Genomic DNA, 15,219 nt, shown 5'->3' with positions numbered 1-15,219 from the left:
GGCAATGCAGCAGGAATCAAAGATCTTCAATTTAATTATCTGTACTTACAAAAGACCAGATTCGCTAAGGCGACTGCTGGAATCTGTTGCGCTTCAAACGCTTTATCCTGAAAAGATCCTCATTATTGACGGTTCTCCTTCGCTTGAAACGAAGCAGATGCTTGCTGAAAATAACTTTCAAAACACTGAATATTATAAGGTTGAGGAGAAAGACAGGGGATTGACGAAACAGCGAAATTTCGGGGTCGGGAAAGTAAACAGTGAATGCGAAATCGTCTGTTTTCTTGATGATGATATTATTTTAGCGAAAATTTACTTTGAAGAATTGATTGGTACGTATACTATTTTTCCGGAAGCGCTGGGCGTTTCAGGATATATCACCAATGAAACCGACTGGAAAAAAAATGAGCCCGATCAAAAACCTCCTGCCGGAATATTTTATTTCGATGGCTGGAATAGGGTGGAAGGTTCCCGTTTTGCCCTGCGAAGAAAATTCGGACTGGCGCCGGATAAAGTTCCCGGATTTATGCCAGATTTTTCTCATGGTTATTCTACCGGTTTTTTGCCGCCGTCCGGAAAAGTTTATGAGGCTGAAATGCTGATGGGCGGGATCGCTTCATATAAAACTTCCGTGCTAAAAAAGCTTCAATTTTCTTCCTATTTTGAAGGTTACGGACTTTATGAAGACGCCGATTTTTCCCTTCGCGTGTCGAAAATTGGCAAATTGTATGTGAATACTTCCGCGAAATTAGAACATCACCATGACCAGGAAGGGAGGCCAGATAAATACAAATATGGAAAAATGGTGGTTCGCAACGGCTGGTATGTGTGGCGAATTAAATACCCAAAACCGGTTCTCAGAGCAAAATTGAAATGGTATGCCACCGCCTTACTGCTCACGTTTGTAAGAATAGGAAATATTTTCACAACAGCAGAAAAAAAAGAAGCTTTTTCTGAATCTTTAGGCAGACTTGTCGGCTTAACTGGAGTGTTGTTCTATCCTCCAAAAAGATATGACGCCTGATGAAAAAGTGGAAATTTATTGGTATTATCGCTTTCATTGTTCTGGTAATTTCACTTTTGATAATGAATTACAGGTATCCTTTTGTTACTGAAAAGGTCGGAAAATGGTCGGTCGGTTATGGCTTTTCAGAAGATCCTATAACGAAAACTGACATTTCCGAAGATCATCTTATTTCATATGAAAAAGTAGATAGCCTGCTGCAAAATGAAGGAAATTATATTGCCGATCCATTTTTTATAAAAGAAAAAGACAGTTTCTATTTGTTTACAGAACTCAAAGGACAGAAAAATGCTGATATCGCCCTGTTTACTTCGGCTAACGGACTCAATTATGAGTATAAAGGTGTAGTTTTAAATGAAGATTTTCATCTGTCCTATCCGCAGGTTTTTAAATACAGAGATGAATTTTACATGCTGCCGGAAACCAACCAGTCCGGGAACGTTTTACTGTATAAAGCAGAAGATTTTCCGTATCAATGGAGAATAGTCGACACGCTTATCGAAAATGTCAATTTTAAAGATCCTTCCCTGCTTTTAAGCCCCGATCTAAACCTTATCGTTACGGTAGATGATCATATGAACCAGTTGATGTTTACTGCCGATTCCCTGGAAGGACAGTGGAGAGAAGTCAGGAAATATACTTCTAAGAAAGGTAACGAAACCCGGCCCGGCGGAAGGTTTTTCAACTATAAAGGCGAATGGTTTCTGCCAATTCAGGATCGGCGTTTTGGTTATGGTTCCGGGATTTCGATTTATAGATTAAAAAATTCAGAAGAGAACATAGAACTTGTTCCTTTTAAAAATCGTTATCTTAAAGAGATGAAAAACATAAAGTGGTTTAACCGTGGAATGCATCAGCTCGATATTCAGAAAATCGGGGATGCTTTTTATTCGGTTTATGACGGGGATCGGAATATAAATAGAGAAAAAGCTTTTCAGATTAAGCGAACGCTGAAGTATAACTGGTACGATTTCTCAAAATTATGGCGGTAATACTATGAAATTTGGGATCATTACTTATATCGAACATAAGGAATATGAGAAACAATACTATTCTTACAGTCCGTATATAGATGAAATGAATTTATGGCTGAAGTATGCCAATAGTGCTCTGGTTCTGGCACCAAAATTTTCACAATCTCCGGACGACAGTGAAACCTCCTATGCCACCAATCCCGATTTTATTGAAGTACCAGCTTTGAATTTTTCAAGTACAGGAGAAGCTTTAAGATCGACTTTTAAAACTCCTGGAATTTTAATGAAAATCTGGAAAGTTTGTAAGGATTCAGACCATATTCACCTGCGCTGTCCAGGGAATATTTCCTTATTAGGTTGTATTGTTCAGATCTTTTTTCCGAAGAAACCCAAAACCGTAAAGTACGCCGGGAACTGGGACCCCGCTTCAAAACAACCAGGGAGCTATCGCTTTCAGAAATGGATACTCAGTAATACTTTTTTAAGCCGAAATATGAAAGTGCTGGTTTATGGCAAATGGCCAAAGCAGTCGACCAATATTGTCCCTTTTTTTACAGCCAGTTATTCAGAAAAGGAAATTCAGAGTAAAGAAAAGGTTTTTTCCGGAGTATTGAATTTTATATTTGTCGGCTCCCTTTCCGAAGGAAAGGAACCGCTTAAAGCGATAAAGATTGTTCAGTTTCTAAGGAAGAATGGGTTGAATGTAAATTTGCGACTTTATGGAGAAGGAATTTTGAAAAATGAAATTGAGGATTATATTTCCACATCCGGAAGTCATGATTATATAATGTTGAAAGGATTTGTAAAAAAAGAAAAATTAAAGAAAATATATCAGGATTCTCATTTTTTACTCCTCCCGTCACGATCTGAAGGATGGCCAAAAGCAGTTGCCGAAGCCATGTTTTTTGGCTGTATCCCGGTTTCCACACCGGTTTCCTGCGTACCCTGGATGCTGGGAAATGAAAACAGGGGAATTCTTATTGAACCCGAACCTGCTGCTGCAGGGCAGAAAATTCTGGATCTAATTAAAGATAAGGAAAAATTGAAACGACTTTCCGAAAATGCCAAAAACTGGTCGCGGCAGTACACTCTGGAGAGATTTGAAAGCGAAATTTCCAAATTGCTATGAAAATCCTTCAGGTAATCGATACCCTGGAAGCGGGTGGAGCAGAGCGCATGGCCCTGAATTATGCCAATGCACTGGCAGGGAAAGTGGAAGAATCTCATCTTTGCTGTACCCGAAGAGAAGGGGTTTTAAAAGATAAAGTATCTCCAGATGTTCCCTATCTTTTTTTAGAGAAGTCAGGTACTTTTGATTTTCGGGCTTTTCAAAAATTGGCTGAATATATCGATAAAAATAAGATCACTATAGTTCACGCACACAGTTCTTCATGGTTTCTCGTAACACTAATCAAAATTTTCAGAAGAAGATCGCTGAAGATCGTGTGGCATGATCACTATGGGAACAGCGAGTTTCTGAAAAAAAGACCCAAAAAAGCGCTTCAGTTTTTTTCCGGCTATTTCAATGGTATTATTAGCGTAAATAAAAATCTGCAAAGCTGGGCGCTGGAAAATTTAAGGTGCAGGAATGTGAAGATTTTCAATAATTTTATTAGTGAAAATAATTTTAAAAGACCTTCCGCAGAAAAACTGAAAGGAAATAATAGTGATTTTAAGATTATTTGTGTGGCAAATTTGAGACAGCAGAAGGATCATTATACATTGTTAAAGGCCTTCAAAATAATTGATCAAAAAATTCCTGCCAGTCTTCATTTAGTAGGTTATGATCCTGATAGCGCTTATTCCCGGAAATTAAAGGAGGCCTTTAAAAATTCTTCAGAGAATGGGAGCATATTTTATTATGGAGAACAACCTGATATAATTGTCTTCCTTCATGAAGCCGATCTCGGGGTTTTATCTTCACGATCAGAAGGTTTACCTTTGGCACTTTTAGAATATGCGGGAGCTGGTCTGCCGGTGGTAGTAACTAATGTTGGAGAATGTTCCAGAGTGGTAGGAAAATATGGAAAGCTGGTAGCGAGTGGAAACCCCAGTCAACTTGCAGAAGCTGTAGTAAAGTATTATAACAACGAAAAGAAAAGAAAAGTAGATGCTGCAAAGCTTCAGGATTCAGTCTTAAAGGAATTCTCAGAAAAGGCAGTCATTCGCAAAATTCTGAAATTTTATCAGGAGCTTTAAAAACAACAGGCAAATAAAAACTCTAAACCACATATCATATTTTCAACTAATCCTGGGGCATGTGCTAATGGGATTTCTGGTTTACCTGTACAGGCCTATGGCAGAAATTCTGCTTTTTGCTGTTTTAGGTTTTGCATTATTTTATGTGATTATAAAAGATAACAGGAATAATGAGGCTTTAATGGCTGCTGCTTATATTGCCGGTGCAGAGGTGTTTTTTCGTATGAACGGCGGAATGGTATTTTATGAAACGGGGAAATATTCTGTGATTTTATTTCTTCTTATCGGGATGTTTTATAAAGGAGCATCATCCAAGACAATTCCCTTCTGGATCTATCTGCTAATTTTGATACCGGGAATTGTAGTCGCCTCTCAAACGCTTGACTATAACGTAGTCTTCAGGAAAGCTATCGCCTTTAATCTAAGTGGTCCCTTTTGTTTGGGGGTTTCGGCTTTATATTGTTATTATAAGAAAATTTCCCGTCTTCAGTTTGAATACCTGATTCTGATGCTTCTTCTTCCTTTGGTGGCCAATATGGCCTACCTGTATTTTTATACTCCAAGTATTGGAGAGGCACTTATGTCTGGAACTAATTCCAATTACGCAGCGTCGGGAGGCTACGGTCCTAACCAGATATCTACAGTCATGGGTTTAGGGGCATTTTTGGTTTGCACCAGGTTATTTACTGTAAAGAATAAAATTATAAACATGGTAGATCTTGCATTAATGGCTTTATTCAGCTATCGTGCGGTGGTCACTTTTTCCAGAGGCGGAGTTTTAACGGCTGTTGCCTGTATTATTGCATTTTTGTTAATTTATTTTTTAAAACAGAATTCTCCCGGGCAGTCCAGGCTAATCAGAAAGATTGCCATTCTTGTTTTTACTGTTGTTGCCATTTGGTCTTTTGTTACTATCCAAACCCGCGGACTTATTACTTACAGATATACCAACAGAGATGCGTCAGGGAAACTGGAAGATGATATAACAACAGGAAGAGCCGAGTTAATTATTACAGAATTGCAGGGTTTTTATAATAATCCAATAATAGGAGTCGGAGTAGGGAAAGCCAAGGAATTCCGCATGGAGGAAACCGGTATAGAAACCGCATCTCATAATGAGGTAAGCCGGCTTTTATCGGAACATGGGCTGCTTGGACTGGCAGCTTTATTAATACTTATTTTTGTTCCCATTATATTTTGGACTAAATTTAGGAACAATTATTATTTTTTAGCGTTCTTAGCCTTTTGGTTTCTTACGATAAACCATTCCGCTATGCGAATCGCTTTGCCTGGCTTTGTTTACGGGCTTGCATTATTATATATTGTAGATGACAAAAAGGATCCTGTACATAGGAAACGACTTACAGCTTAACAGCTTTACCGCTACTTATATTTCTTTTTTGAGCAAGATGCTGGAAAGGGAGGGGTACGAGGTGAAAACGGCTTCCACCCGAAGCAATAAAGGTTTGCGTTTGGTTGAAATGCTCGCGATGGTGGCCAGGCATCATAAAAAGACTGATGTGGTGCTTATCGACACCTACGGGGCCATGAACTTTTACTATGCTTACCTGGTTGGAAAAACCTGTGATCACTATAACCTGGATTATATCCCTATTCTTCACGGCGGAAACCTGCCGGAGAGGCTTCATGATTCAGAATCTTACAGCAGGAAACTTTTTGGAAATGCCAAAGTGAACGTGGCGCCTTCCCATTTTTTATATGATATTTTTAAAAATAAGGGCTTCAAAAATATTAAAATTGTTCCCAATGCCATTCAGATGGAAAATTACCCCTTTAAAGAACGGAAGAATTTTCGCCCGCGGCTGTTATGGGTAAGGCGCTTTCAGAAAAGATATAATCCCCTCCTGGCTTTAAAAGTGTTGGTGCAGTTATTTCGCACTTATCCCGATGCCGAGCTGTGTATGGTGGGGCCGGATAAGGACGGGAGTATGCAAACCTGCAAATCTTATGTGCGAAAGCATAAACTGCCTGTTCGTTTTACCGGGAAACTTGAAAAAGAGGATTGGGCTGAACTTTCTAAAGACTATGATTTTTTTATTAATACCACCACTATAGATAATACCCCGATTAGCGTAATAGAAGCGATGAGCCTGGGCCTCGCGGTGGTCTCTACCAACGTAGGCGGAATGCCGCTGCTTATTGCGCATGAAAAGGATGGAATTTTGGTGCCCGAAAATGATCCAAAGGCGATGGCCGGGGCAATTTCAGATTTAATAGAAGATCCCAGTAAGGCTACGGATATCTGTAGTGCAGCAAGAAAAAAGGTGGAAAACTTCGATTGGGAAAGGGTGAAAACGGAGTGGAACCGGGTGCTGAATTGAAGTCTCCTGTGAAGCGCATTATCTATATTGGTAATAAGCTGGAAAAACAAGGCGCCTCCCCCACAACTATCGATGTGCTTTCCCCGCTTTTTCGGAAAGAAGGTTTCCAGATAACTGCAGCTTCTACTAAAAGAAACAAAATTTCCAGATTGTTGGATATGCTCCTTACTATTTCAAGGGCTGGAAAAAGAGCAGGGTTTGTTTTGATTGATACCTACAGCACCCAAAATTTCTGGTACGCGGTTCTGTCGGGAAAAATGTGCAGGCTTTTGGGGATAAAATATATTCCTATTCTTCATGGGGGAAATTTGCCACATAGGCTTCAGAAGAATAAGAAGGTCAGCAGGAATTTCTTTGAAAATGCATTTATAAATATCGCCCCTTCCCGATATTTGCTGGAGAAGTTTAGCCAAAGCGGATTTAAAAATGTAAAGTATATTCCCAACCCGGTGGAATTGGGAAATTACAGGTTCAAACTTAGAAAAAAACTTCAGCCAAAAATCCTTTGGGTACGCTCTTTTGCTGAAATATATAATCCGCTTATGGCGGTAAAAACCCTGGAGCTGCTGCTGTCTGAATTTCCAGATGCCAGTTTATGTATGGTAGGCAGCTCTAAGGATGATACTTTTGAAAGCTGCAGGGATTATGCGGAAGAGAAGAATTTACCGGTAGTTTTTACGGGAAAACTTGAAAAACAGGAATGGATAGCACTGGCAGCAGAATTTAGTATCTTTCTGAACACCTCTGCTATAGACAATACTCCTGTAAGCGTTATAGAAGCCATGGCACTGGGGCTGCCGGTAATCTCCACAAATGTTGGAGGCATGCCTTACCTGGTGCAAGACGGGAGGGAAGGTATACTAGTGAATAAAAATGCTGAAGCTGCGGCCGCCGCTGTCAAATTTTTATTAGGAAACCCTGGAAAAGCTGAAAAAATGAGTGCTGCCGCCCGTAATAAAGTTGAAAAATTCGATTGGGAAATAGTTAAGCAGGATTGGTTGCAGGTACTTAGCTGAAATTTTTATATTAGGCCCCAGCCAGAATAATGAATATGTCTGAAAAGCCATTACTACATTTTGAAATCTCTGAACGCCGGGTGCTTCTGCGCTTATTTGACAATATCGTAGTTCTATTTACCCTGAGTATCGTAGGGATCATCTTTGAATTTGATTACTTCCGGATCGATTCCCAATATTGGATCTGGACCCTGGTACTAATCCTTTTTTTAAATTTCTTTTCCACGGTTTTTGAACTTTACGACCTTCAGAAGGCCAGCAGGATAGATAGTGTGCTTAAAAATGTGATTTTAACCACATCAACCACCGTACTGTTTTACATGCTTACGCCATACTTCACTCCAAGCCTGCCGGAAAACCGACTGCAGATCCTGTTTTTTTTTCTTTCCATTGCCGGCGCGCTGCTCACCTGGAGGATTGCGTATATAAACCTGATTACTACTCCAAGATTTTACAAACGGGTATTGGTGGTTGGGGATTCTTTCGACATTAAACTTATCGTGGAAGCCCTTCAGAAAACCGATCCCAACTACCATATTGTAGGGTTTATAAATACAGACAATCAGGTTAAAGCCGGGCTGGACACACATAATTTGAAAGAATTCCATGTAGATGAGCTCCCGGATATTGTTCCTGAAAACCATATCAGCGAAATAGTCGTAGCCAGCGCGTATCGCAAAGGCCTGATGCTGCCGCTTTATAACAAGTTGTACGAATTGTTGACGAGAGGTTTTCCTATTAAAGATTATACCCAGGTTTATGAAGAATTAACGCAGCGCATTCCGGTGGAAAATGTAGATAAGGATTTCTACAGGTACTTTCCTTTTAGCCGTAATAACGCGAATAAATTCTACACGCTGGTATTTCGTTTTTTTGATGTACTGATCGCCTTTGTAGGAATGGCTGTAGGTTTGTTGCTTTTACCTCTGATCTTAATTGGAAATATGCTGGGGAACAGGGGGCAGCTCTTATACTCCCAGGACAGGATCGGAAAAAACGGCCATGTCTTCAAAATTCTGAAGTTAAGGACTATGCGGCATGATGCGGAACATAGCGGCCCCCAATACGCGCAAAAAAATGATTACCGCATTACTAAATTCGGAAAATTTTTGAGGAGGTCGAGATTAGATGAGATCCCGCAGTTCTATAATGTGCTGAAAGGGGATATGAGTATTATTGGCCCCAGGCCGGAACGTCCTGTTTTTGTTAAAGAATTGTCACAGATCATTCCTTTTTATGAAACCCGGCACGTGATAAAACCGGGACTTACCGGCTGGGCCCAGGTAATGGCGAATTATGGTACTTCCCATACCGATAGCCTGGAAAAACTACAGTACGATCTTTACTATATCAAACACCGTGGCATTTTTCTGGACCTGAATATCCTTCTGAAAACCTGCAGTACGGTTTTGTTTTTTAGAGGACAATAGTGTGAAGTTAGAAGTTAGAAGTGGGAAGTTAGAAGTTGAAATTTTGTGGAACGTGGTGAGTTGGATCTGCGGAAATCTGCGTGATCTGCGGGAGAATTAGTGAAGAGTGAGAAGGGAATAGTGGAAGTGGAGAGCGGAAAAATCGCCCGTCCTTTCACAAAGGATTGAGAATTGACTATTGCAATGGTTAATAAAAGTCAATTCAATATTTAAAATTCAGCATTTAAAATAATCTAAATTAAAGAGTGAATGAGTCAAAAAGAAAAAGTTCCTGAGTTACTTTTGACAGTCTACAGTCTACAGTCTACAGTCTACAGTCTACTATCTAAAGCCTACCACCTACCGTCTAAAGTCTCTTTACCTTAGCGTTTTCTCCTGTACTTAACCATAGCGAAAAGAAAGATAAACAAAGCAAGAAATTGCGCGATCCTGGCGATATAGTTTCCATACTTCACGTAGAATGTTTGCTCATCATTTATAATAACATCATTTTTAAGGCTTCCTCTTTTTTCATAACCCAGGCTTTTTTCAATATCCCCCAGGGGATTAATAAAAGCGGAAATACCGGTATTGGCGCTCCTAACCACCGCTTTCCTGTTTTCTATAGCTCTTAGCTTAGAATAACTGAGGTGTTGTTTATGGCCCTGGGTATCGCCCCACCAGGCGTCGTTGGTAATAATAGTAAGAAACTGGGCTCCGTTGCGCACATATCCCGTTACATATTCCCCGTAAACCGATTCGTAGCAAATAATAGGGGCAGTAAGCTCGCCATTATCCAGCTGAAAAACTTCCCGGTCTGGCTGCGTGGTTTTCATGGCTACCGTTCCGCCAAGGTCTATCATAATATCTCCCAGGATTGGGCGTAGCACACTTTGATAAGGAAAATTCTCCACACCCACCACAAGTTTGGATTTATGATAAAGCTGCGCTTGTTTAAAGTTGCTTATCAAAAATGCCGAATTATAATCATCATACCAGTCGTTTATGCCAATCTGGTTGCTTTGTGGTTTTACCAGCGCAGGATCGCTAAAGCGCTGAAAGAAAGAAATTCCGCCAAGAAAGCTCAGATTTTCATGTTTTCTTACCAGTTGCCTGCCAAAAAAGGCGGCTTCAGAATTTTCAAATTCTGATAAAACAGTACCGTCAGCAAAAACAGTTTCCGGGGCAACAACAAGCGCGGTGGAATCTGTTACTTTTTCCTTGCTTAAATCTGTCAATAGTTCTCCAATGCGGGTATCGGTGGTGTTATATTTTTCAGTATAAGGATTGATATTGGGCTGTAAAATGACCGCTTCCATGGTTGCGGCGGGCATTTTATAATTGTTCCTTATCAGGTAAGAAAGAGCTATGGGAATTGCTATTATCAGCCCCAGTTTTATAATTCCGCGGTAAATAATGGCTTTATCTTTAAATTCCCTGAAAAGGAGCAGGGCTTTATAAACAGCAATATTGGCCAGCCAGATCCAGAGGGTTCCGCCAAAAGTGCCGGTATATTCATACCATTGGATAAGGTTGTGATATCCAGAGAACCCGTTGCCCAGGTTTAGCCAGGGCCAGGAAAAATCCCAGTTAAGGTGTAGCTGTTCAAAAACCATCCAGAAACTGACCAGGAAGGTGGCAGCTGCTGAAAAACCTGTACGCTTGGCAACAATGTGATAAATAAGAAAAGCAATGCTCATCAACAGGGAATTGGCAAGAATGGCAAAAACGCCGCCAAAGGGAGTGGAAAACCAGATCCAGTACGTGGTGATAAGGTTCCAGATGAAAAACGTTAGGTAAGCCGTCCCGAATACTTTCAGCTTAATTGATTTTTTTGAAAAATTCCTGATTTGAAATTCTGCGAAAAGCAGCGGTACAAAGGCAATAAAGAGTAAAAAAGGAAAACCGTAGGTTGGCCAACCCATGGCAAGAAGTAGTCCACTTAAAACCGTGAGAGCAAGTTGTTTCATTTATATTTTTTTCGAATAAATAAAGGAAAATCAGTCGGAAATTGAATTGCGACACCTCAAAAATAGGAAACTGAGCTTCATTATGCTGAAATTGAAAAGTTAAAATAGTGAAATGTGGTGAGAAGTGAATAGTGAAAATTCCAGGTTTCAAACCTCGTACTTCTAACTTCGTACTTTAAAACTTATATTTATTATTACATTAGTATCTTCATACAACAAAAAACATGGTGCTAAAAAAACATATCCCCAACCTGATTACTCTTTTAAACCTGCTAAGCGGAACCATTGCCGTACTGTTTGCTGTACAGGGACACCTGATTATGGCAGCCGTTTTTGTGGCGCTTGGGATATTTTTTGACTTTTTTGACGGGCTTGCCGCAAGGGCGCTGGATGTAAAAAGCGAAGTTGGGCTGCAGCTGGATTCCCTGGCAGATGCCGTAACCAGCGGGGTAGTGCCGGGAATTGTGATGTACCAGATGCTGAATAAAGCCTTACCCGGCGGTGGACAGGAAATTTCTACGGAATGGGCTGCAGATACTTCTTTCCTGGAATGGGACTTTAATACCACCGCTCTTGTTGGTTTATTGATCACGCTGGCTTCTGCCTACAGGCTGGCGAAATTTAATGTAGATGAAAGGCAGACAGACTCTTTCATAGGTCTTCCTACGCCTGCTAACGCCCTTCTTATCCTAAGTTTACCTTTAATCCTAACTTATCAGCCGGGAGAAATTGTTTCTTCCCTTATTTTGAATGAATGGTTTCTTATTGGCCTAACGCTGGTAAGTTGTTATTTCCTCAATGCTGAAATAAAATTGTTCGCCCTTAAGTTCTCCGACTGGTCCTTTCAGCATAACAAACTCAGGTATTTATTTATCCTGTTGTGCCTTCTACTGGTAATCTTTCTGCAGTTTGCAGCTATCCCGGTAATTATTGTAAGTTATGTCCTGCTCTCGCTTATTTTTGGAGATCAGAAGAAACCGGCCTGATTATTCGAAGATTTTCTTTTTCCTAAGTTCGAAATTTTTGCCTAAATAAACTTTACGAACCATCTCATCTTCAGCCAGTTCTTCAGGCTGCCCGTGTTTAAGGATAGAACCTTCAAACATAAGGTAGGTACGGTCTGTTATGGCAAGGGTTTCCTGCACGTTATGGTCGGTAATAAGAATGCCGATATTCTTGTTTTTCAACTGCGCGACAATACGTTGAATATCTTCTACGGCCACGGGGTCTACTCCCGCAAAAGGTTCATCTAAAAGAATAAATTTGGGATCGGTGGCCAGGGCCCGGGCGATTTCGGTTCTACGGCGTTCCCCACCGCTTAAAAGGTCTCCCCGGTTTTTACGGATATGGTTTAAGCCGAATTCTTCAATTAAAGATTCCATTTTAAGATGGCGTTCTTTCTTTGATAACGAAGTAAGTTCCAGCACGCTCATAATGTTATCTTCAATACTCAGTTTCCTGAAAACCGAAGCTTCCTGGGCAAGGTAGCCTATACCGTTTTGCGCCCGCTTATACATGGGGAATTTGGTAATGTTCACCTTGTCCAGGATAATATTTCCACTATTGGGCTTTATAAGCCCCACGATCATATAAAAAGAAGTGGTTTTTCCCGCGCCGTTAGGGCCCAGCAATCCTACGATTTCTCCCTGGTTTACCTCAAGGGAAATTCCCTTTACAACAGATCTTCCTTTGTAAGTTTTAATAAGTTTATCGGCGCGTAATTTCATATTTTTAATATTTGTTGGGTCGCCTGGTTCTAATCAAAAATTTATCCAAAATTATTCTGCCACCTTCTAATTATAAGAATTTACCGGTTATAGCCATAACTTAAGGTTTGCAATTTCCCGAAACCACCCCTCCGGCCTTCGGCCACCTCCCTTAAAGAAGTGGAGGAGCTTTTTTAAGCGCGTTTCTTATGCTTTAAGTTATTAAGTTTATGCTTTTTTAGCAGTCTTCAGCTATTTAAACCATAGATTACGAATTCCATCACCCATCGCTATTTACAGATAACAGACAACAGACAACTGGTAACCTATTTTAACTTCTCACTCTTTTCAACCTCAAAACTCAAGGCTACTCTTCCCTTTTTGCATCTTCCAGAGCTTCCCAGTATTCAAAAGCCCGGCGCAGGTGGGGAATAACAATGGTCCCGCCAATTAGGGTGCCAATACTAAGGGTTTCCATTACTTCTTCCCTGGTAATGTTTTCCTTATGGCTGGATTCCAGGTGGTATTTCACGCAGTCGTCACATCGCAAAACCAGCGAGGCTACAAGGCCCAGCAGCTCTTTTGTTCGCTTGTCCAGGGCACCTTCAGCGAAAGCATTGGTATCCAGGTTAAAAATCCTCTTTAGAACTTTATTGTTTTCACTCAGGATTTTATCATTCATTTGTTGGCGGTAGGAATTAAATTCCTCAACCTTATTGATCATAGCCTTTTTTATTTAAATTTTTCAATTCTCTTTTGTAGATTATATTGGAGATAACAATACTCACTTCATATAAAATCAAAACCGGGATAGCCACAATTATCTGGCTCACAATGTCTGGAGGGGTAATAACGGCTGAAACAATCAGCACCACAACCAGGGCATATTTTCGGTAAGTCTTCAGGAAATCTGGTGTAACCACTCCCACTTTGGTGAGGAAATAAATTACTATTGGAAGTTCAAATATCAGGCCGCTGGCAAGTACCGAAGCCCTCACGAGGCTAATATAACTGCTTAAATCGAACTGGTTAAGAACCATATCGCTCACCTGGTACTTTCCGAGGAAATTAATAGAAAGCGGAGTGATTACATAATATCCAAAAACAACGCCCAGGAAGAACAGGAGGGAAGTAATAAAAATAAATCCCTTTGCGTTTCTTCTCTCATTTTCATGCATGGCCGGCGCTACAAACTTCCAGAATTCATATATTATATATGGAAAGGCAACGATGAATCCTGCGGTTATGGAAGTCCATACGTGTGCTGAAAATTGTCCTCCCATGGTACGGCTTTGAATGGCAAATGGTAGTTTTTCCTGGCAAAACCCACTGTCGAAACCCAGGGCCTGAGACATTTGGCATAAGATTTTATAAGAAAAGAAACTTCCTTTACTAGGGCCAAACAGCAAAACATCGAATATAAAATCTTTGGCAAGAAAAGCCAGGCTGGCCGCAATTACTACAGAGAGTGTTGCGCGTATTAAATGCCACCTGAGATCTTCCAGGTGGTCTAAAAAAGACATTTCTTTTTCCTGTTCCGGTTGCGGAGCTTTGATTTTTTTCATCTATAAAATTCCTTCGCGAATTAAATTATGAAGATGCACCACGCCGGCGTATTTCCCGCCTATTTCATCATCTATGGCCAGCAGCTGGGTTATTTTATTATCTTCTATTAGTTCCAGGGCATCTACGGCGAGGGCGTCCTGGCTTATGAGCCGCGGATTTTTGCTCATGATGTCCCTCGCGGTCAGGCCTTTAAATTCTTTGTTGTCCTTCAGCATTCTCCTAATATCCCCATCGGTAATCACCCCAATAATTTCATCATTTTCGATCACGGCGGTAACCCCAAGCATTTTTTCAGAAATTTCAATAATCACTTCCGATACGCTGCTTTCGGGTTTCACCAAGGGCTTTTCATTTTGGGAAGTGATATCGCGCACCCGCAGGTAAAGTTTTTTCCCAAGGGAGCCGCCGGGATGGTATTTGGCGAAATCTTTCCTGGAAAATTTTTTCAGCTTTAAGAGGCAAACGGCTATGGCATCACCAATTACCAGCTGCGCGGTAGTGCTTGTGGTAGGGGCAAGGTTGTTGGGGCAGGCCTCCTTTTCTACGTAAGAATTCAGCACAAAATCGGCTTCTTTTCCGAGGAAAGAACCTTTATCTCCGGTGATTGCCAGCAATGGATTGTTAAAATTCTTGATTAACGGGATTAAAACTTTTATTTCAGGGCTATTCCCGCTCTTTGAAATACACAATACCAGGTCGTCTTTTTGAATGGTACCAAGGTCGCCATGAATGGCATCTGCGGCGTGCATAAAGATGGCGGGGGTGCCTGTAGAATTTAAAGTGGCCACTATTTTTGTAGCGATAACGGCACTTTTGCCAACACCTGTTACTATAAGCCTGCCCTTAGACCGGTAAATTTTTTCCACGGCGCTAACAAATTCATCATCAAGGAGATTCTCAAGATTTGCAATTGCTTTAGCTTCGGTAGAAATGGTTTCTTTTGCGGCTGTAAGAATTTTTTCCTGAAGTTTCAAATTTGATGAATTAGGGATTGTAAGTACTAAAGAAATATG

The 15,219-nt window shown here is 40.7% G+C and carries 14 protein-coding genes; 9 read left to right on the top strand and 5 right to left on the bottom strand.

What is annotated here, in order from left to right; all coding sequences use genetic code 11:
* Window positions 1-4: 4 nt before the first annotated feature.
* The 8 genes from RM553_RS09345 (at window position 5) to RM553_RS09310 (ending at window position 8,985) form a co-directional block, all read left to right on the top strand.
* The gene (locus RM553_RS09345) at window positions 5-1,024 is read left to right on the top strand and encodes a glycosyltransferase family 2 protein (RefSeq protein ID WP_311534651.1); all 1,020 of its coding nucleotides are present in this window, start codon (window positions 5-7) and stop codon (window positions 1,022-1,024) included.
* Window positions 1,024-2,016, top strand: coding sequence for a glucosamine inositolphosphorylceramide transferase family protein (locus RM553_RS09340; RefSeq protein WP_311534650.1), 993 nt, complete (start codon window positions 1,024-1,026; stop codon window positions 2,014-2,016). The genes RM553_RS09345 and RM553_RS09340 overlap by 1 nt, the downstream gene beginning before the upstream one ends.
* A gap of 4 nt (window positions 2,017-2,020) precedes the next feature.
* Window positions 2,021-3,127: a glycosyltransferase family 4 protein gene (locus RM553_RS09335; RefSeq protein ID WP_311534649.1), complete on the top strand. Its 1,107-nt coding sequence runs from the start codon at window positions 2,021-2,023 to the stop codon at window positions 3,125-3,127.
* Entirely contained in the window at window positions 3,124-4,197 is a 1,074-nt protein-coding gene (locus RM553_RS09330) for a glycosyltransferase (protein WP_311534648.1), read from the top strand. Before RM553_RS09335 ends, RM553_RS09330 begins: the two co-directional genes overlap by 4 nt.
* 97 nt (window positions 4,198-4,294) lie before the next feature.
* On the top strand, window positions 4,295-5,569 hold the full coding sequence (locus RM553_RS09325) for an O-antigen ligase family protein (RefSeq protein ID WP_311534647.1): 1,275 nt from the start codon (window positions 4,295-4,297) through the stop codon (window positions 5,567-5,569).
* Window positions 5,526-6,539: a glycosyltransferase family 4 protein gene (locus RM553_RS09320; RefSeq protein WP_311534646.1), complete on the top strand. Its 1,014-nt coding sequence runs from the start codon at window positions 5,526-5,528 to the stop codon at window positions 6,537-6,539. Before RM553_RS09325 ends, RM553_RS09320 begins: the two co-directional genes overlap by 44 nt.
* On the top strand, window positions 6,497-7,555 hold the full coding sequence (locus RM553_RS09315; RefSeq protein WP_311534645.1) for a glycosyltransferase family 4 protein: 1,059 nt from the start codon (window positions 6,497-6,499) through the stop codon (window positions 7,553-7,555). Before RM553_RS09320 ends, RM553_RS09315 begins: the two co-directional genes overlap by 43 nt.
* Before the next feature lie 35 nt (window positions 7,556-7,590).
* On the top strand, window positions 7,591-8,985 hold the full coding sequence (locus RM553_RS09310; protein WP_311534644.1) for an exopolysaccharide biosynthesis polyprenyl glycosylphosphotransferase: 1,395 nt from the start codon (window positions 7,591-7,593) through the stop codon (window positions 8,983-8,985).
* 362 nt (window positions 8,986-9,347) lie between these two features.
* Here the strand turns inward: RM553_RS09310 and lnt are convergent, their stop codons facing one another.
* Window positions 9,348-10,934 carry an apolipoprotein N-acyltransferase gene (lnt, locus tag RM553_RS09305; protein WP_311534643.1) on the bottom strand — a complete coding sequence of 529 codons (1,587 nt, stop codon included), beginning with the start codon at window positions 10,932-10,934 and terminating at the stop codon, window positions 9,348-9,350.
* Window positions 10,935-11,158: 224 nt separating this feature from the next.
* On the opposite strand from lnt, the gene RM553_RS09300 reads away from it, so the two are divergent.
* On the top strand, window positions 11,159-11,920 hold the full coding sequence (locus RM553_RS09300; protein ID WP_311534642.1) for a CDP-alcohol phosphatidyltransferase family protein: 762 nt from the start codon (window positions 11,159-11,161) through the stop codon (window positions 11,918-11,920).
* Here the strand turns inward: RM553_RS09300 and lptB are convergent, their stop codons facing one another.
* The 4 genes from lptB to RM553_RS09280 form a co-directional block, all read right to left on the bottom strand.
* Window positions 11,921-12,661 (bottom strand): LPS export ABC transporter ATP-binding protein, encoded by a 741-nt coding sequence (lptB, locus tag RM553_RS09295; protein ID WP_311534641.1) that lies wholly within the window; start codon window positions 12,659-12,661, stop codon window positions 11,921-11,923.
* A gap of 346 nt (window positions 12,662-13,007) precedes the next feature.
* Window positions 13,008-13,364: a carboxymuconolactone decarboxylase family protein gene (locus RM553_RS09290; protein ID WP_311534640.1), complete on the bottom strand. Its 357-nt coding sequence runs from the start codon at window positions 13,362-13,364 to the stop codon at window positions 13,008-13,010.
* On the bottom strand, window positions 13,354-14,205 hold the full coding sequence (gene tatC, locus RM553_RS09285) for a twin-arginine translocase subunit TatC (protein WP_311534639.1): 852 nt from the start codon (window positions 14,203-14,205) through the stop codon (window positions 13,354-13,356). Before tatC ends, RM553_RS09290 begins: the two co-directional genes overlap by 11 nt.
* The gene (locus RM553_RS09280; RefSeq protein WP_311534638.1) at window positions 14,206-15,180 is read right to left on the bottom strand and encodes a KpsF/GutQ family sugar-phosphate isomerase; all 975 of its coding nucleotides are present in this window, start codon (window positions 15,178-15,180) and stop codon (window positions 14,206-14,208) included.
* Window positions 15,181-15,219 lie beyond the last annotated feature (39 nt).

Origin of the sequence: Autumnicola tepida, from assembly GCF_031846485.1 — a bacterium.
Classification (GTDB): Bacteria; Bacteroidota; Bacteroidia; order Flavobacteriales; family Flavobacteriaceae; genus Autumnicola; species Autumnicola tepida.
Note: the sequence above shows the minus strand (reverse complement) of the source record. Positions and strands in the feature narration are given on the sequence as shown.

Bases quoted from the DNA above. Each gene is read 5' to 3' on its own strand.
- RM553_RS09345 (WP_311534651.1), top strand. From the start codon at position 5: ATGCAGCAGGAATCAAAGATCTTCAATTTAATTATCTGTACTTACAAA.
- RM553_RS09340 (WP_311534650.1), top strand. From the start codon at position 1,024: ATGAAAAAGTGGAAATTTATTGGTATTATCGCTTTCATTGTTCTGGTA.
- RM553_RS09335 (WP_311534649.1), top strand. From the start codon at position 2,021: ATGAAATTTGGGATCATTACTTATATCGAACATAAGGAATATGAGAAA.
- RM553_RS09330 (WP_311534648.1), top strand. From the start codon at position 3,124: ATGAAAATCCTTCAGGTAATCGATACCCTGGAAGCGGGTGGAGCAGAG.
- RM553_RS09325 (WP_311534647.1), top strand. From the start codon at position 4,295: ATGGCAGAAATTCTGCTTTTTGCTGTTTTAGGTTTTGCATTATTTTAT.
- RM553_RS09320 (WP_311534646.1), top strand. From the start codon at position 5,526: ATGACAAAAAGGATCCTGTACATAGGAAACGACTTACAGCTTAACAGC.
- RM553_RS09310 (WP_311534644.1), top strand. From the start codon at position 7,591: ATGTCTGAAAAGCCATTACTACATTTTGAAATCTCTGAACGCCGGGTG.
- lnt (WP_311534643.1), bottom strand. From the start codon at position 10,934: ATGAAACAACTTGCTCTCACGGTTTTAAGTGGACTACTTCTTGCCATG.
- RM553_RS09300 (WP_311534642.1), top strand. From the start codon at position 11,159: ATGGTGCTAAAAAAACATATCCCCAACCTGATTACTCTTTTAAACCTG.
- lptB (WP_311534641.1), bottom strand. From the start codon at position 12,661: ATGAAATTACGCGCCGATAAACTTATTAAAACTTACAAAGGAAGATCT.
- RM553_RS09290 (WP_311534640.1), bottom strand. From the start codon at position 13,364: ATGATCAATAAGGTTGAGGAATTTAATTCCTACCGCCAACAAATGAAT.
- tatC (WP_311534639.1), bottom strand. From the start codon at position 14,205: ATGAAAAAAATCAAAGCTCCGCAACCGGAACAGGAAAAAGAAATGTCT.